The sequence below is a fragment of the Streptomyces sp. NPDC048420 genome (assembly GCF_040651535.1).
Taxonomy (GTDB): Bacteria; Actinomycetota; Actinomycetes; order Streptomycetales; family Streptomycetaceae; genus Streptomyces.
The window spans coordinates 1-17,443 of the sequence record NZ_JBEZKG010000061.1 but is presented as its reverse complement, the minus strand read 5'-3'; the positions used below and the strand labels follow the sequence as shown (position 1 = coordinate 17,443).

Genomic DNA, 17,443 nt, shown 5'->3' with positions numbered 1-17,443 from the left:
CCCTTGTACGACAGCGACGCGCTCCCCACGGACGACCCTTCCCAGGTTGATCAATCCGCAGATCATCCCACCGGGCAGCCAACGTGACGGTGCCCATCTGGGCGGTCGCTGTCGGGATCGGGCTCGGCGGCGAACGGCTCACTGCCCTGGCCGCTGCGGGCGCGCTGCTCATGGTTGCCGGAACTTAGGGGGGCCAGGCCATCGAGCGCGCCCACCGTTCCGGGCCGACACACACCACGGTGACCGCGGCTGTGCCACTCCTCGGTGTTCCGGAGGACAGGCGTGCCCGGACGCCTCCTGGGCCGACCGCTGCTCCGGTGGTGGGGCCTTCGCCTGTAGGCGGGGGGGCACGCTCGGCTGCCCAGGGACGCATCCAGTGAGCCAGCTCACCTACCAAAAGCGAGAGCGCCACAGTAACGTAACGACTGTTACGCAACGGATGTCATGTGAAGGGGATCGGGTGCCGAAGCAGGTGGACCATGACGAACGGCGGGAGACCATCTCACAGGCCGTCTGGCAGGTGGTCTCGGACAGCGGTCTCGAGGGCCTGACCCTGCGTGCGGTCGCAGCCGCCGCGCGCTGCACCACGGGCATGGTCACCCACTACTTCGCCGACAAGAAGATGCTGCTGGCCCATGCCCGTACCGAGATGCACCGCCGGATGGCGGCCCGTATCGACACACTGCCCGCTGCAGCCAGCGCCCGCGACACCCTCTACGGCGTCGCCGAGCAGGCACTGCCCCTGGACAGCGAACGGCACCTGGAAGCCGTTGTCTGGTCCCAGTTCCTGCTCACCACCCGACACGATCCCGCCCTGCTCGCCGAGCACACCCGCAGCCACGCCTCCTGGATCCGTCGCCTGGCCGGCCTGGTGCGCGCAGCCTGCCCGGATCGTTCGGAACCGGAAATCCTCGACGACCGGGTACGCAGCCTGGTCGCCTGCCTGGACGGTCTCGCCCTCAATGCCGTGACCGACCCGGACGCCTATCCGCCCGACCTGCAGCGGCGCGTGCTGCAGACCCAACTCGACATGATCCTCGAAGGGAACCACAGCACGTGACCACCTCTGCCCCGGCCATCACCGCCGTAGCGGCCGACGACCAGCGGATCCTTCGGCTCATCCGCGACCTCGACGCCGACCTCGCCGCCCGCTACCCCGACGAGCCCTGCACCGGCGGCGCCCACATCCACCCCGACATACGCTTCCTGCTCGCCGAGGTGAACGGCCGACCAGTCGGCTGCTGCGCCGTACAGCCCTTCCCGGCGCCAGACACGGCGGCCGAGCTCAAGCGTATGTACGTCGCCCCCGAGGCCCGAGGCCGAGGCGTCGCCGCCCGACTTCTGATCGAGGCGGAGCGCACCGCCACCGCCCTCGGCCACACCGCGATGCGCCTGGAGACGGCCATCCACCAGCCCGAGGCCATCGCGCTGTACACCCGGGCCGGCTACCTCCCGATCCCCAACTACCCGCCGTACCAGCACAAGTCCCTCAGCTGCTGCTACGCCAAGCCCCTGCCGCTGCCCGCAGCCCGATAGGCAGACAGGGAGGAACTCACGACCTTCCTCACGGACCACGGCCTCTCACCCCAGGACGTCCTCGCACCCGGCACCCAATGCTGGCTCACCAGGGACGCGGCCGCCCCGGCCATGGCTGCGGGCCTGGAGCGGCAGAGCCACTGCGTGCTGCTGCGCAGCGTCGCCGTCCGCGCCGATATTCGCGGATGCGGAGCCGCACGGCGGCTCGTCGAGCATGTCCTCGCGGAAGCGGCTGCGCAGGAAGGACGTACGGCATACCTGTTCTCCACGAGCGCCGGACCGATCTGGGAGCGGCTCGGCTTCCGCCCGGTGCCCGTCGCCGAAGCCGCCGAGGCCCTGTCCGATGCGCCGCAGGTCCGCCAGTACCGCGAGACCGGAGCACTGGCCGACGAGGCCGCATGGCGCCGTGACCTCGCAGCAGCCTGCCGCCCAAGATCTGGGGTCGCTACACGGCCGACGCACCGCACACGACCCCGGCCACCCGCAGATGAGACAGACCACTTCCGGGCTGCCGCGCTCCTTTCGGTGGCTGAGGACGAGCACTCTGATCAGTCGCCTCGCTCCCTCGCGCTCCTTTCCTGGTCCTGTAGGCCGGACTCGTACCTTCCGGCCTGCTGCCAGTACCCCGTCGGCGCAGCCTGGTCGGGGCGCAGCGAAATAAACCCTCCTCAGGTTTGTACCAGTCCTATAGGTGACAGATGCCGCCAGTCTCCTGTTTGCCGTCAAACGGGAGGAAGGATGGTGTTGAGGCATACGTCTCCTCACCCGTCCGCATGCAGCGCTCTCGCTTCGCCGAGGGCGCTGCATGCGCGTGAAGAACAAGGGAATCGCTGTGGCTGCAGAGCAGAACATCGAGCAGGAGATCGGCCGGCTGACGCTCGGGGACCCGATCACGTCCGTATCTCCCCTGCCGTATCCGGTGCCGGAGCCGGACCAGAAGTGGGACCTGCCGAACGGTTTCGCGTGGGTCTACTACGGCGAGGGTTCACGCGGCGTCAGCCGGCCGGTCATCATGGCCGACGGGTTCAACCTGGGCAAGAGCGACCTGACCGTGCTCTACGCGGGCCTCAACCGGGACTACCCGCTGATCACCAAGCTGCGCAAGCAGGGCAGGACCGTCATCCTGCTCGGCTTCCAGGAGCGCACCGCCTCCATCCCCACCAACGCCGAGGCAGCGAAAGCAGCCATCCGGCGCACCATCAACGAGCGGCTGGACAGCAGCCAGCTGGCCGTCGGCGGCTTCAGTATGGGCGGCCTCATCACCCGCTACGCCCTGGCCGAGCTCGAGTCCGAGCACGTGGCCCACGAGACCGCGTTGTACTTCTCCTACGACACCCCGCACCGCGGCGGTGTGATCCCCATCGGGATCCAGGCGTTCGCCCACTTCATCCCCACCCTGCCGGGGCAGGAGCAGAACGACTTCGCCAAGCAGATCAACAGCCCGGCCTCGCGGCAGATGCTGTACCGGCACTACAACAGCGCGGACGGCACCAACCGGCAGGACCCGCTGCGCACAGACTTCCTGCAGAAACTGGAAGACATCGGCGGCTGGCCTCAGGGTCCTCGCAGGATCGCTGTCGCCAACGGCACCGGCAACGGCACCGGCGTCAACGTCCCGCCCGGCCAGATGGCCCTGAAGTCAACCGGCGCCACCGTCTTTCCCGGCACCACCTTCTACACCCAGGCCACCGGGAGCGGCGTCACGGTCGCCGAACTGAAGCGGCTGCTGCCGGCGGCCTCGAAGGCCGTCAAGACCGACGACTTCCCCGAGTTCGACGGCGCCCCCGGCGGCACCCTCGACTCCTACGGAATCATCGCCAAGGCCCTGAAGGAAAAGGGCGGCACGACCGACCTGCGGCACCCCTCCGTCTGCTTCGTCCCCTCGGTCAGCGCCGTCGCCATCCGCGACATCGGCAACCAGGACGACCTCTACGTCAAGATCAACGGACTCGACCCGGAGGAAAGCGAACTGGACGAATTCCTGTGCTCCTCCACCACCACCGCCCACACAGAGATCACCGCCGAACTATGCGAGTGGATCATGGAACGGCTCCCGAACTGATCCCGCCGTCACACCCCGCGCCGACGGACCCGTGACACATTGGGGGCGCCCGCCCATCCACGGCCACGCGCCCCCAACCAGGCCCTGCCGGGCGAGACGGTCACGTACCCAGCCACCGGCATAACGTCTGCGCCCTGGCCGGACACACCGATCTCCCTGATGGGCCCGTTACGGGGGCGCAGCTGGCCGGCTACCGGTCAACCGTTCTGGTAGGAGTCAACGTCCCGCCTGACGTGTGGCCTTCGGCGACCGACTGGCCATCACTCTCTCAACGTCGCAGGCGCTCGCGCTCCCTCTTGTCCAGGTCCGCTATCTGCGACATTCCGCCCGAATCAGGGCAGCGCCCGGGGTGCCGCGTTCCTGCTCGGCCAGCGGATGCACCAAGCTGCGGCTCGCGCACCGAGCCGAAGCCAACACCGTGCACCGCGCCGCCGACCGGACCGAGATGAGTGCCCGCGCGGCCGCCATACGAACGGCCCTCGACACCTTCATCCACCACGCCGCAGCACGAGTTCGCCGACCCACCCACATTCAAAGGGCCCGCCAGCGGCTTCAACCTTGACGTCACCCAGCTTCTGCGCCTGCTCAACCCGTCCGCGGACGCGTCGGACGTTCCACCGCAGCCGCACAACATGCCACTCGACGATGCGATTGGCGGATTCGTGGTTGCGGGAGGCGGGGCTGTCGAAGTCGGCGGCGGAGTCCGTCTGGGCTGGCGCGCCGGAGGTAAGTGCGCAGGCCGTCGGCGAGACCCGCCCACCATTCAGTGTGGCCGAGCCTCCGGTACATGGCGCGGTCGAACTCGGCCACCCCAATGCCGTTGACGGCCCGGTCGGCAAGCCCTTCGCGCACCCGCAGGCAGGCCCGGCGCACAGCCGTCGCGCTGTCGCCCAGGCCGAAGCGGTCCGGACAGGCCTGCACTCCGCGCGAAGAAGGTGTCACGCCGACGCAGCAGCGCCCGGCTCTGGATGACGTAGAGCACCATGCGGCCGTTGCGGTGCGGGCAGCGGGAAACGCAGGCCGGCGCCGAGGTAGGTGCCGTTGGAGACGCGCGTGCCCACCATGCAGTCGTCTGCCATGTCCCGGAGTGAGGCGGGCGGCGGGCAGGCCGTCGCGACGGTCGCCGCCAGGGCACATAGCGGCGGGACGGCGCTTACGTGGCGTCACAGAGGGTCTCCAGGTGAACCCACAGAGGTACTGACAATGAAAATGATTACCGATAACGTGTCCACGGCACAGCGGGCCCTCCTCCTCACGGAGACTCCGTTTGGGCTGTCCTGACGTCTGAACGCACCGCACGAAAAAGGGGAGCTGTGGCTCATCTGCTGGTGGTCGAGAGCTGGGTCGGTTCGATGAGCAGGCTGCTGCCACGGGCGATACGGGAGAGTGGGCACGAGTTCACGTTCCTCACCCGCGATCTGCATCACTACCTACGTTCGGCGCCCGAGGGGGCGGCGCACCCGCTGCTCGGGGCGCGCAACGTGATCACAGCGGACACCAACGACACACAGGCCCTGCTGCTTGAAGTCGAGCGGCTGCACGCGGTGTTCGGGTTCGACGGGGTGATCACGTCCTGCGACTACTACCTGTCGACGGTGGCGCGGATAGCCGGGCGGCTCGGTCTGCCCGCGTCGAGCCCCGAGGCGGTGGAGAACGCCTGCCGCAAGGACGCCACCCGCCGGGTTCTGGCCGACGCCGGGGTGCCCGGGCCGCGCTTCGCCGTCCACGAGGAGTGGGCCGACATCGCGCGGGCGGCGCGGGAGATCGGCTACCCGCTGGTGGTCAAACCCGTCGACCTGTGCGCGGGCATGTACGTACGGCGGGTGGACGACGAGGAGCAACTCACTGCCGCCGTAAGGGCGCTGGCCGACTTCCCGGTCAACGCGCGCGGTCAGCGGCGGCCGCCCGTCGTGCTGCTCGAAGAACTCCTGGACGGCTCGGAAGTGAGCGTCGAGACCGTCTCGCACGCGGGCGCGGTCCATGTGATCGGCGTGACCGACAAGAGCGTCGGCGGAGCGCCCGCGTTCATCGAGACCGGCCACATGTTCCCTGCCGCCCTGTCGACCACGGACGCCGAGGCCGCCGAGCAGACCGCACTCGGCGCGCTCAAGGCGCTCGGTCTGACCGACGGCGTCGTGGCGCACACCGAGATCAAGCTCACCTCCGCCGGACCGCGCGTGGTCGAGGTCAACCCCCGCCCCGCCGGGAACCGCATCACCGAGTTGGTCCGCCACGTCACCGGCATCGACCTCGCCGCGGCCTTCGTGGACGTTTGCCTGGGCCGCGCACCCGACCTGCGGCGCACGGACACCGGGCTGCGCAGTGCTGCCATAGGCTTCCTAGTGCCGCAGACCGCGGGCATGCTCGAGGCCCTGGACGGCAGCGCGTTGCGGGACAAGCCCGGCGTTCTGGAGGTGCAGCTCGCCGAGCCCGGCAAGCAGGTGAAGGCTGCGGGCAGCAACAACGAGTACCTCGGGCACGTCATGGCGGGCGATGCCGAGGGGCTGGGCGCCCGCGACCGGGTCGAGGCGCTGCTCGGCGAGCTGCGGTCCGGTCTGGTGATCCGATGACCTCCGCCACCTCGGCGTCCACCTGCGTGACGACGTACGACGCGCTCATGGCCCAAGCCCGCGCCGGCGAGCTCGGCCCTGATCCGGCCGCCCTGCGGATCGCCGTGGCCTTCACCACGCGGCAGGCCGTACGGCACGACGGGCGCGGCACGGGCTACCGCAACGAGGTGCTCAGCCTGCGCCTGGCCGAGGCCGTCGGGAGTTGCGCGGTCGAGCCCGGCGCGCTGCCCGACACCGCGGTCGAGGACTGCGTCGGCGCGGACGTCGCCCGGCTGCTGGAGCATCCGCTGCTGCCGGTGCGCGTTGCCGCGCTCGACGCCTACCTGATGCACGTCACCCCGCACACCCCGGACAACGGGGCCCGGCCCGTGGCGCTGCCGGCCGGGACATCGCTGGAGAAGTCCCGGGCCCGGGCCCGGGCGGTGGTCGAGCTGCTGGACCTGCCGCCAGGGGCGACAGTGCTCGTGGTCGGCGTCGTCAACTCCCTGCTGGAGGCGCTGCGGTCACGGGAACTGGCCTACGTTCCGAGCGACCTCAAGGGCGGGGTCACAGAGTGGGACGAGACGGTCGTCACCGACGCGCCGGCCGAGGCCGGCCGGTGTGATGCGCTGCTCGTGTCCGGGATGACGCTGGGGAACGGGACGTTCGAGCCGCTGCGGGAGCACGCGCTGCGGCACGGCAAGCAGCTCGTGATGTTCGCCCAGACCGGCAGCGCCGTGCTGCCCCGCCTCCTGGGCCACGGGGTGAGCGCCGTGTGTGCGGAGCCGTACCCCTTCTTCTGGCTGGACGGCGGCCCCGGCACCGTCCACCGCTACCGCGCCGACGGTCCGGGAGGCGCCCGGTGACCCCGACCGCCGCAACCGCCGTACGCCCCGCCGCCCGCCCGGAACTGCTCACCCTGCTCGGCCGTACGCCCGTCGCGCGTATCACCGCCGGTCTGCCAGAACCGCACCCCGGTTTCTGGGCAAAACTCGAAGGGCTCGCCGCGGGCGGCATGAAGGCCCGGGCCGCGGTGTCCATGCTGATGGGCGCCCGTGAGCGCGGCGAGCTGCGGCCCGGCGCCCCGGTGGTGGAGTCCACCTCCGGCACCCTCGGCATCGGGCTCGCCTTCGCCGGCCAGGCCCTCGGCCATCCCATCGTGCTGGTCGGGGACAGCGAACTGGAGTCGTCGATGCGGCAGTTGCTGCGCGCGCACGGGGTGCGGCTGGAGATCGTGGACCGGCCCGCGCCCCGGGGCGGCTGGCAGGCCGCACGGCTGGCCCGGCTGCGCGAGCTGCTCGCCGTGCTGCCCGACGCCTACTGGCCCGACCAGTACAACAACCCTGACAACAGCGCTGGTTACGCCTCGCTCGCCGCCGAACTCACCGACCAGCTCGACCACCTGGACATCCTGGTGTGCAGCGTCGGCACCGGCGGCCACAGTGCCGGCGTCATCGGCCCGCTGCGCCGCCACTGGCCCGCTCTGCGACTCATCGGCGTCGACTCCACCGGCTCCACGATCTTCGGCCAGCCCGCCAGGCCGAGGCTGATGCGTGGCCTGGGCAGCAGCATCCATCCGCGCAACGTCGCCTACGACGCCTTCGACGAGGTCCACTGGGTCGGCCCGGCCGAGGCCGTGGACAGCTGCCGCCGCCTCGCCCGCGGCAGCTTCGTCAGCGGCGGCTGGAGCACCGGCGCCGCCGCCCGCGTCGCCGCCTGGGCCGCCCGCGTCCACCCCGGGGCTGTTGTCGCCACCGTCTTCCCCGACGGACCGCACCGCTACCTCGGAACCGTCTACAACGACGCCTTCGCCGCCGCCCACGGCCTCGACCCGTCCACGGCGGCCACCCGGCCCGTGGAGATCCGGCACCCGCACGCGGCCGAGGCCACCGGCTGGGTCCGATGCACTCGAGTCACCGACCCGCTGAAGGCCGCCCCTCCTTCGGAAAGGAACCCGTGAAGGCCAGCCGGCGCACCGTACGCCTCGACCTCACCGAGCCGCTGCGCATCTCCCGCTCCACCATGGCCGCCCGCGACGCCGTGTGGCTGACCATCGAACACCAAGGCGTCACCGGGCACGGTGAGGCTGTCACCAGCGTCTATTACCGTCTCGACGCCGAGACCCTTGAAGGGCTCTTCGCTGCCGCCGGTACGGACCTCGCACGCTTCCCCGATCCCGAGAGCGCCCTGGAGGCCCTGCGGGCGGGCGAGTTGACCGCTGACGGCACCACCCCGGCCGTGACGGCCGCCGTCGAGGCGGCGCTGCTCGACCTCGTCGGCAAGCGCGCGGGCCATCCCGTCCACCGGCTCCTCGGTGCCGAGGAGCCCCCGGTCGCCGCGACCGCCCGCACCATCGGCATCACGTCTCTCCCGCACGCGGCGGCCCAGGCCCGCTGTCTCGCCGCGAGCGGCTTCGAGGTGATCAAGGTCAAGGCGGGGGCGCCCGATCCGGAGGACGACGTCGAACGCGTCCGCGTCGTCCGCGACGCCGCGCCCCGAGCCCGGCTGCTCCTCGACCCCAACGGTGCCTGGACCACGGCCCAGGCCGAGGCGCTGCTGCCCCGGTTCGCCGACCTCGGTGTCGAGGCCGTCGAACAGCCCCTCGCCCCCGGCGATCCCGAAGCGCTGGGCACCCTGGCCGAACGCTCACCGCTGCCGGTCATCGCCGACGAGGACGCCGTGGACCTGGAGGACGTGCGCCGTCTGGCCGGACGCGTGCAGGGCGTCAACGTCAAGCTCGCCAAGTGCGGCGGGGTGCACGCGGCCCTGCGCATCGCCGAGTTGATCGACGGCAGCGGAACGGAGCTGATGCTGGGCTGCCTGACCGCCAGCAGCCTCGGCCTCGCACCCGCCGTCCACCTCGCCGACCGGGCCCGCTGGGCCGATCTCGACGGACACCTGCTGCTCGCCCACGACCCGTGGGCCGGCATCGGCGGCGAGGACGGCTACGTACGGGCAAGTGGACTGCCCGGCTTGGGCGTCGCGCTGCGGGAGGTGAGCCGTGAAGACGTGGCGTGAGATGCGCCGCTTCCCGCTCGCGGTCCAGCTCCTGCTGGTCAACCAGCTCGGCGTGAACACCGGCTTCTACCTCCTCATCCCCTACCTCGCCACCCACCTCACCGAGAACCTGGGCATGTCCGCCGCCGTCGTCGGTGTCGTGCTCGGCGCGCGCAACCTCAGCCAGCAGGGCCTGTTCATCATCGGCGGCTCGGCCTCCGACCGGCTCGGCGCGCGGGGTGTGATCATCGCCGGCTGTGCTCTGCGCACGGTGGGGTTCGCGCTGTTCGCGCTCGGCGACAACCTGGCCATCCTGCTCGCCGCCTCCGTGCTCAGCGGCTTCGCCGGGGCGCTGTTCAACCCCGCCGTACGCGCCTATATCGCCCAGGAGGCCGACGAGCGCAGGGCCGAGGCGTTCGCCCTGTTCAACGTGTTCGCTACCACGGGGGCACTGATCGGCCCGCTGCTGGGCAGCGCGCTGCTGCTCGTGGACTTCCGCACGTCGGCCCTGACCGCCGCCGGGATCTTCGCGGTCCTCACCGTCGCGCAGGCGCTCGTCCTGCCCGCCCGGCAGGTCGAACCGAGCAAGGGCACGGTGCTCGCGGACTGGCGCGAGGTCCTCGGCAACCGCGCCTTCCTCGCCTTCGCGCTCGCCATGGTCGGCATGTTCACCCTGGAGAACCAGCTGTACCTGCTGCTGCCCGACGGAGCACGGCAGGCCACCGGCTGGGACGGCGCGGCCGGCCTCGTCTTCCTCGTCGGCACCCTCGCCAATCTCACCCTGCAGCTGCGCATCACCCGCGCCCTCAAGGAGCGGAGGGACAGGGCACGCTGGATTTCCACCGGACTCGGCCTGATGGCGCTGGCGTTCCTGCCGCCCGCCATGGTGGCCGGTGGCTCCGGTGGGCCGGACGGGACCGTGGACGCGGCGCTGCGCGCCCTGCCCGTGCTGGCGGGAGCCCTGCTGCTCTATCTCGGGGTGATGGTCGCCCAGCCGTTCGTCATGGAGCTGATCCCCGGCTTCGGCCGCCTCCAGCTGACCGGCACCTACTTCGGGATCTTCTACGTCGTCTCGGGCATCGCCGCCGCCGTCGGCAACACCGTCGTCGGCTGGGCCATGGACACCGGGGAGCGGGGCGACGCCGGCTGGCTGCCGTGGGCGTGCTGCGCGCTGTTCGGGCTCGCGTCCGCGCTGGGCGTGGCCTGGCTGCGTCGGCTGGGATCGCTGCCGACGCCGTCGAAGCCCGCCGTACCCGCGACCGCCTGAGGAAGGACACCGAACATGACCTCGACGACGACCGCGAGTGCGCACAACCTGCTCACGGACAACCCCGAGCTGTACGAGGCCCGCTTCCCCGACCCCGACCGGCTGGCCGGACGCTGGACCGAGGACTGCCTGCGGCGGCACGGGGCGGGCCGGCGCGTGCTGGACGTGGGCTGCGGCACCGGCCGCGACGCCGCACACCTGCACTCCGCCGGCCGTACGGTGACCGGCGCCGACCTCTCCGAGGCGATGCTCGTGCACGCCCGCACCCACCATCCCGGCCCCGAGTACGTGCGTGCAGACCTGCGTGGATTCGACCTCGGGCAGTACGTGTTCGACGCTGTGGTGTGCCTGGACAGCGCCCTGCTGTACTGCCACACCAACGATCAGCTCGACGCCTTCCTGTCCTCCTGCCGCCGTGCCTTGGCTCCGGGCGGACTGCTCGTCGCGGAGATGCGCAACGGCTCCTACTTCCTGGGCCGCACCGACCTGCTCGACACACCCAAAGTCAACGAGTTCACCTGGCAGGGCACCGCCTACCGCTCCATCACCACCCTCACCATCGACCGTACGGCCCAACTTCTGCGCCGTAAACGCGTGTGGACCGCGGACGACGGATCAGAGCCCGTCAAGCAACGCTCCGCGTGGCGGCTGCTGTTCCCGCAGGAACTGCGCCACCTCCTGGCCGTGCACGGCTTCAAGGTCCTGGAGCTCCACGACGGTTCCGGCCCGCGGACCGAGCCGCCCTGGCAAGAGGGGCTGCTTCCCGGCCGTATCACCGACGCCGACCGGCTGCACGTGGTGGCCCGCCTGACCCAGCCCTTCTGACCGAGCCCGTCTCCGTGTCCTGTCGCCCCAAAAAACTGCCGCCCCCCCCCGGCATCGCATCGGCACATCCACACAGCCTGAGTGAGGAAACACGCATGCCCGACGAACTCACCCGCTCTCTCCCCTCCCCGGACCGCTTCCCGGGCCTGCGCCGCCGCGGCTTCCTCGCCGCCACCGGTGCCGCCTCGCTCGGCGCACTCGCCCTCGCCGGATGCGGCGGCTCAGACTCTGGGTCCGGCAAGGGCGAGAGCAAGGGCGACGGCACACCGAAGCGGGGCGGGCGGCTGCGCGCCGCGTTCGCGGGCGGCGGCGCCAGCGAGACTCTCGACCCGCACCTGGCCAGCCTGTTCGCCGACGTCGCCCGCGCCAAGGCGTTGTTCGACAAGCTCGCCGACTACGGCGCCGACCTGTCCGCCCAGCCCCGCCTCGCCGAGAAGTGGGAGTCCAACAAGACTCTGGACCGCTGGCAGGTCACCCTGCGCGAAGCCATCTTCCACGACGGCAAGCCGGTCACCGCGAAGGACGTCCTCTACAGTTACCGCCGCATCGCCGACCCGAAGCAGGCGTTCAGAGCCAAGGCGTCCCTGGAACCGATCGACCTCAAGGCCAGCCGCGCCACCGGCGAGCGGTCGGTCGAATTCGTACTCAAGCGCCCGACGGCCGAATTCCCTAATATCCTGGCCGCGTTCGGCGCGTACATCGTGCCCGAGTACGCCACCGTGTTCGACAAGAAGCCGATCGGTTCGGGCCCATTCCGGTTCGTGTCGTTCGCCCCGGGCCGCTCAGCGGTCTTTGGCCGCAATGACGACTACTGGGAGGGCGCCCCGCACCTGGACGAGATCGAGTTCGTCGTCGCCAACGAGGAGTCCGCCCGCGTCAACGCCCTCATCGGCGGGCAGGTCGAGTACGCCCACGAGCTCAACCCCACCACCGCCCGCGCCCACGAGGGCAAGGGACAGATCGAGATCGTGCGGCTGCGCAACAGCGCCATGCAGGGGTTCTGCATGAAGACCGACCGGGCCCCCTTCGACGACAAGCGGGTGCGCCAGGCGTTCTTCCTCATCGCCGACCGCAAGGAACTCGTCGACGGCGCCCTGTCCGGCGCCGGCGAGATCGGCAACGACCTGTTCGGCAAGGGCTACGAGTACTACGCCGACGGCCTTCCCCAGCGCGAGCGGGACCTCGACAAGGCCCGCTCCCTGCTCAAGCATGCCGGCGCCGAGAACCTCAAGGTCACTCTCGACACCTCGGCCGTCGCCGCAGGCTTCACCGAAGCCGCCAGCATCTTCCGCGACCAGGCGAAGAAGGCGGGCGTCACCATTGACGTCAAGATGGGCAGCAAGGACTCGTACTGGAGCGACATTCTCGACGGCGGCACCCTGTGCTGCTACCGCTCCGGCGCCATGCCCATCGAGGCTCACATCTCCCAGCGCCTGCTCACCGACTCCACCACCAACGCCACCAAGTGGCAGCACAAGGACTTCGACGCCCTCTACCAGCAGGCGCAGTCCACCCCCGACAAGACCGACCGCGCCGCCGTCTACGAGCGTATGCAGCGTCGCCTGTACTCCGAGGGCGGCTTCCTGATCTGGGGCTTCGCGGACTGGATCATCGGAACGGCCCGCACGGTGAAGGGGGTTAACACCAAGGCGCCCGCCAACACCATCGACTGGGCCCGCTTCGACAAGGTGTGGCTCGCGTGAGCGGACTTCGCTCCTTCGTCGCCCGGCGGCTGCTCCTCGGCGTCACGCAGACCGTGGCCGTGGTGCTGCTGGTCTTCGCGCTCACCGAGGCGCTGCCGGGTGACGCCGCGGTCGCCCTGGCCGGGGACCATCCCGACCCTGCCCGCATTGAGGCCATCCGCGAGGCCATGGAGCTGGACCGGCCCGCGGTGGAGCGGATGGCCGACTGGGCGGCTGGCCTGTTGCACGGCGACTTCGGCACTTCCCTGGCCTCCGGCCGCCCGGTCAGCCAGTACATCGCCGACGGTTTCGGCCCCACCCTGCTGCTGGCCGCGCTCACCATGGTGATGCTCGTGCCGATCGGCTTCGGGCTGGGGGTACTGGCCGCCCGCCACGAGGGGCGGCTGATCGACCGGCTGGTCAGCTCGGTGACGCTCGCCGTGTACGCAGTGCCCGAGTTCGCCCTCGGCGTGCTGCTGGTAACCGTCCTCGCCATCCAGCTGGGCTGGCTGCCGCCGACCGCCGTCGGTTACGGCACCGACCTGCTCAGCCACCCGGCCGCACTCGTCCTGCCCGTCCTCGTCCTGCTCGCCCGGCCCGTGTGCTCCCTGGTGCGTCTGGTGCGGGCCGGCATGATCGACGCGCTCGCCTCCCCGTACGTCGCGCAGGCCCGCCGCTACGGCATCTCCGGTGCCCGCATCCGCTACACCCATGCCCTGCCCAACGCCCTCGCCCCCGCCGCCCAGCAGCTCGCGCGCACCATCGACTGGCTGCTGTGCGGCGTCATTGTCGTGGAGGCGCTGTACGTGATCCCAGGACTCGGCACCGTCCTGCTCAACGCCGTCGCCGAGCGCGACGTACCCGTCGTCCAGGGTCTGGCCGTCCTCTTCGGTGTCCTGACCGTCATCCTCAACCTGGGCGCGGACCTGGTCGCCCATCGCCTCGCCCCCCGGTCGGGGGTGGCCGCGTGACGAGCTTCCGTGCGGGCCGCTTCGGTCTCGGCATCGGAGTCATCGCGGTACCCCTCGTCCTGGCCCTCCTCGGCCCTGTGTTCGCCGGTGAACCGGGCCCACGGGCCGCGTCCTTCACTCTCGGGGACGGCCACTGGCTCGGGACGGACTTCGTCGGCCGCGACGTCTGGCAGCAAGTGCTGCACGGCGGCCGGCCGGTCGTGCTGACCGCCCTCGCCGCGACCGCCCTGGCCTACCTCGTGGCCCTGCCCATCGGCCTGTTCAGCGCGCTCACCCACCGCCGCCAGCTGGAGGAACTACTGATGCGGCCCCTGGACGTGGTGCTCGCCGTCCCGTCGTTGCTGCTGATCCTGCTGGCGGCGACGGTGTTCTCCCCCGGTGCCGTAGGGCTGGCCCTGCTGGTGGCGGTGGTCAACGTGCCCGACGCGGCCCGCCTCGTGCGCGCCGCCGCCACCGAGGCCGCCGCCCGCCCCGCGGTCGAGGCGCTGCGCATGCAGGGCGAGACGTGGTGGCGCATAGCCGTCGGCTACGTCGGCCGCTCCATGCTGCGCACCCTGGCCGCCGACGCCGGCACCCGGCTGACCGGTGTGCTGTACCTGGTCGCCACTGCCGCCTTCCTCGGCGTCGGCGTGGCGCCCGACGCCGCCGACTGGGCGGTCATGGTCGACCGCAACCGCACCGGCCTGTTCGTCCAGCCCTGGGCCGTCGTCGTCCCCGCCCTGCTGATCGTCGGCCTGACGATGGGCACGAACCTCCTCTTCGACGCCGCGCTGGACAAGGGCGGGAGACAGGGCGCCCCTGCCCGCACAGCTACGTCCGGAGCCACGTGCGGAACTCTCCTGAGCCGGACAGAGAAGGAAGCACGTCCGTGAACCACGAGAACGAGACCACCGTGGATCCCGTTGCCGAGATCCGCGACCTGCGCGTCGAGATCGACGGCAAGGCGATCGTCGACGGAGTCAGCCTCAAGGCCCTGCCCGGCAAGGTCACCGCGCTGGTCGGCGCCTCCGGCAGCGGCAAGACCACCACCGGCCTCGCCCTGCTCGACGAGTACCCGCCCAGCGCCCACGTCACCGGTGACGTACGCCTGACGGCCCACGGCCTGACCGGCTACATCCCCCAGCACCCGGCGGCCGTCCTCAATCCAGCCCGCCGTATCTCCGCGCTGCTGACCGACATCGCGCGCGCCCAGGTCCGCCACCTACCGCTGAGGCAGCGTCGGCCGGCGGCCCGCGAACGCGTCCTGCAGTCCCTCGTTGAAGCCCAACTCCCTGACGCCGAGGCCCTGCTGGGTCGCTACCCGCATCAGCTCTCCGGCGGCCAGCAGCAACGCGTCGTCCTCGCCCAGGCCCTGCTGCTCGGCGCCCGCGTGATCGTCGCCGACGAGCCCACCACCGGCCAGGACGCCCTGACCAAGAGCCGCATCGTCGAGCAGCTGGCGGCGGTCGCGGCCCGCGGCATCGCGGTCGTCCTGCTCAGTCACGATCTGGACGTGGTACGGGCACTCGCCGACGACGTGATCGTCATGCGGGCGGGCCGGGTCGTCGAGTCGGGCCCGGCACCACGCGTCTGGCTTGCGCCCCAGCATGAATGGACCCGCGAACTACTGAGTGAACAGCCGCAGTTCCCGGAACCGGACAGTTCGACCGGCACCGAGCAGCCCGTCCTGCGGATCCGCGACCTCACCGCCCGCCACCACGCCGGCGCACGCGGCAGGACCGTGGTGCTGCGCACCCCCCGACTGGACCTGTACCCGGGCGAGTGCCTGGCCGTCGTCGGCCGCTCCGGCAGCGGCAAGACGACCCTCGCCCGGTGCCTCGCCGGCCTCCACCGTGACCACGACGGAGAGATCGTCCTCGACGGCACACCGCTGCCTCACAGCCTGCGCAACCGCAGCCGCACCCACCTCGCGGCCGTGCAGTACGTCTTCCAGGACGCGCGCGCCGCCTTCGACGAACACCGCACCGTACTCCACCAGGTCGCCCGCACCGCGATCCGCCTGCGCCGCGCCGACGCGGGCACCGCGACGCAGGAAGCCCGAGCCAGCCTGGCCCGCCTCGGACTTCCGGAGGACCTGGTCCAGCGGCGGCCCGGTCAGCTCTCCGGTGGCGAACTCCAGCGCGCCGCGCTCGCCCGTGCCCTGCTCGCCCACCCCCGCGTCCTCATCTGCGACGAGATCGCGTCCGGCCTCGACACGATCACCCGCCGGGGCATCCTCGACATCCTCACGACACTGGTCCGCGACCGCGACGACCTGTCCCTGGTACTGATCACCCACGATCTGGACACCGCGGCCCTGGCCCACCGCATCGCCGTCCTGGACGCCGGCGAACTCGTCGAACAGGGCTCTGCCCAGAGTATCCTGACCACCCCGAAGCACCCGTTCACCGTCTCGCTCATGGAAACCACGGCACGTCTGGCGGCCGGAACGGGCACCTGACAGGCGCACGTGCCCCCACCTCAATCGGCTGGCCGCTGCGGTGTCCTGGCTACCATGCCTTGAGCGTGACCAGGGCGCGTTGCACTGGCCGAGTCGAGGCAGACGGCACGGCACTTGCCCCGGCACTCCCGCCGGACAGGCCCTGCCCGCGCCGAAGCGGCCGCACCCGGACGCACGAGGTCCCCACGAGGAAAGCCAACGCTGCGACCGCTGCCGGCTGCACCCTCCACGACCTGCTTCCGGCCATCGCGCCCCACTTGCAAGCGCTACCACCGCTACGCTCGCGCCATTGAGCGGTGTGCATCGTGAAGTCGCAGGTCACGGGTCTGGTGTGCATGGCGAGTTGGGTACTCGTGCCGGTCGGCGGCCGATGACCATGGCGTAGATCATGGGTAGGTTCGGCTCCGGCGGGATGCCGGGTTCGGCTGCGCCCACGACCGGCCCCCGCCTACGATCCGTCAGCAGGTCGGCACGCGGTGAGAACACGGGAGGGCGCGGGGGATGCAGGAGCGGCAGTGGATCACCGCCCGCCGGAGCGAACTGGACGCCCTCGCCGAGGAGTTGGCCAAGCAACTCCAGGAGGTCCAGGCAGAGCGGGATGAACTGGCAATCGTGGAGCGTGTGTTGAACCGCCCGGACGAGCAGGCCCGGGCCGACGCCGGGGCGCTCGCTCCGGTCTTCGAAGGGCACGTCCACGCTCTGCGGACGCTGGGCGGTGTTCCACGGAGCAAGGTCCGCTACGACTGCGAGGATGATCGGGTGCCGCTCCGAGCGGTGGCCTGACCCGCGCTACGACTGGCCTCGTGCCCTGAGAGGGCGTTAAGTCCCGTTCCTGATGATGTGGTGTCGCCCGTTCGTGGGTGATGGGATGGTTCCACGCCGTGCCGTGTCGTGTGCATGATGGGGTCGCGGGCATGGAACGGATGCCGTACGCAACCGACTTGTCCGACGAGCAGTGGGCGTTGATCGAGCCGCTGGTCACCGCGTGGAAGCAGGAACGGGTGGCGCGGTCGGCGACCGGCGACCCGGGCTCCTGCGACCTGAGGGAGGTCGTGAACGCGATCTTCTATCAGAACCGGACGGGCTGTCAGTGGCGCTATCTGCCCCACGACTT

General features: G+C 70.9%; 15 protein-coding genes and 1 pseudogene. All 16 read left to right on the top strand.

The features are described 5' to 3' along the window. Positions 1 to 460 precede the first annotated feature (460 nt). Positions 461 to 1,060 carry a TetR family transcriptional regulator C-terminal domain-containing protein gene (locus AB0D34_RS46685; protein WP_362674193.1) on the top strand — a complete coding sequence of 200 codons (600 nt, stop codon included), beginning with the start codon at positions 461 to 463 and terminating at the stop codon, positions 1,058 to 1,060. After that, positions 1,057 to 1,536 carry a GNAT family N-acetyltransferase gene (locus tag AB0D34_RS46680; protein ID WP_362674191.1) on the top strand — a complete coding sequence of 160 codons (480 nt, stop codon included), beginning with the start codon at positions 1,057 to 1,059 and terminating at the stop codon, positions 1,534 to 1,536. The genes AB0D34_RS46685 and AB0D34_RS46680 overlap by 4 nt, the downstream gene beginning before the upstream one ends. A 69-nt stretch (positions 1,537 to 1,605) precedes the next feature. Beyond that, positions 1,606 to 1,836, top strand: a pseudogene (locus AB0D34_RS46675) (GNAT family N-acetyltransferase); the annotation flags it as partial. A gap of 571 nt (positions 1,837 to 2,407) precedes the next feature. Next, positions 2,408 to 3,598, top strand: coding sequence for a hypothetical protein (locus tag AB0D34_RS46670; RefSeq protein WP_362674196.1), 1,191 nt, complete (start codon positions 2,408 to 2,410; stop codon positions 3,596 to 3,598). 1,313 nt (positions 3,599 to 4,911) lie between these two features. After that, a complete protein-coding gene (locus AB0D34_RS46665) occupies positions 4,912 to 6,168 on the top strand; it encodes an ATP-grasp domain-containing protein (protein ID WP_362674189.1) in 1,257 nt (418 codons plus the stop codon). Then, on the top strand, positions 6,165 to 7,013 hold the full coding sequence (locus AB0D34_RS46660) for a DUF364 domain-containing protein (protein WP_362674187.1): 849 nt from the start codon (positions 6,165 to 6,167) through the stop codon (positions 7,011 to 7,013). The genes AB0D34_RS46665 and AB0D34_RS46660 overlap by 4 nt, the downstream gene beginning before the upstream one ends. Further along, the gene (locus AB0D34_RS46655) at positions 7,010 to 8,107 is read left to right on the top strand and encodes a pyridoxal-phosphate dependent enzyme (RefSeq protein ID WP_362674186.1); all 1,098 of its coding nucleotides are present in this window, start codon (positions 7,010 to 7,012) and stop codon (positions 8,105 to 8,107) included. Before AB0D34_RS46660 ends, AB0D34_RS46655 begins: the two co-directional genes overlap by 4 nt. Beyond that, positions 8,104 to 9,165: a dipeptide epimerase gene (locus tag AB0D34_RS46650; protein ID WP_362674184.1), complete on the top strand. Its 1,062-nt coding sequence runs from the start codon at positions 8,104 to 8,106 to the stop codon at positions 9,163 to 9,165. Before AB0D34_RS46655 ends, AB0D34_RS46650 begins: the two co-directional genes overlap by 4 nt. Then, on the top strand, positions 9,149 to 10,411 hold the full coding sequence (locus tag AB0D34_RS46645; protein WP_362674181.1) for an MFS transporter: 1,263 nt from the start codon (positions 9,149 to 9,151) through the stop codon (positions 10,409 to 10,411). The genes AB0D34_RS46650 and AB0D34_RS46645 overlap by 17 nt, the downstream gene beginning before the upstream one ends. Before the next feature lie 15 nt (positions 10,412 to 10,426). Continuing rightward, positions 10,427 to 11,236 (top strand): class I SAM-dependent methyltransferase, encoded by an 810-nt coding sequence (locus tag AB0D34_RS46640; RefSeq protein WP_362674178.1) that lies wholly within the window; start codon positions 10,427 to 10,429, stop codon positions 11,234 to 11,236. Between the two features lie 95 nt (positions 11,237 to 11,331). Next, positions 11,332 to 12,939 carry an ABC transporter substrate-binding protein gene (locus tag AB0D34_RS46635; RefSeq protein ID WP_362674175.1) on the top strand — a complete coding sequence of 536 codons (1,608 nt, stop codon included), beginning with the start codon at positions 11,332 to 11,334 and terminating at the stop codon, positions 12,937 to 12,939. Continuing rightward, on the top strand, positions 12,936 to 13,889 hold the full coding sequence (locus AB0D34_RS46630; protein WP_362674172.1) for an ABC transporter permease: 954 nt from the start codon (positions 12,936 to 12,938) through the stop codon (positions 13,887 to 13,889). Before AB0D34_RS46635 ends, AB0D34_RS46630 begins: the two co-directional genes overlap by 4 nt. Further along, positions 13,886 to 14,761 carry an ABC transporter permease gene (locus AB0D34_RS46625; protein ID WP_362674170.1) on the top strand — a complete coding sequence of 292 codons (876 nt, stop codon included), beginning with the start codon at positions 13,886 to 13,888 and terminating at the stop codon, positions 14,759 to 14,761. The genes AB0D34_RS46630 and AB0D34_RS46625 overlap by 4 nt, the downstream gene beginning before the upstream one ends. Then, complete coding sequence (locus tag AB0D34_RS46620; protein ID WP_362674169.1) at positions 14,758 to 16,329, top strand: ATP-binding cassette domain-containing protein; 1,572 nt, start codon at positions 14,758 to 14,760, stop codon at positions 16,327 to 16,329. The genes AB0D34_RS46625 and AB0D34_RS46620 overlap by 4 nt, the downstream gene beginning before the upstream one ends. Before the next feature lie 501 nt (positions 16,330 to 16,830). Then, positions 16,831 to 17,112: a hypothetical protein gene (locus tag AB0D34_RS46615; RefSeq protein ID WP_362674167.1), complete on the top strand. Its 282-nt coding sequence runs from the start codon at positions 16,831 to 16,833 to the stop codon at positions 17,110 to 17,112. 131 nt (positions 17,113 to 17,243) lie between these two features. After that, a partial coding sequence (locus tag AB0D34_RS46610; RefSeq protein ID WP_362674164.1) for a transposase occupies positions 17,244 to 17,443 on the top strand: 200 nt, incomplete at its 3' end.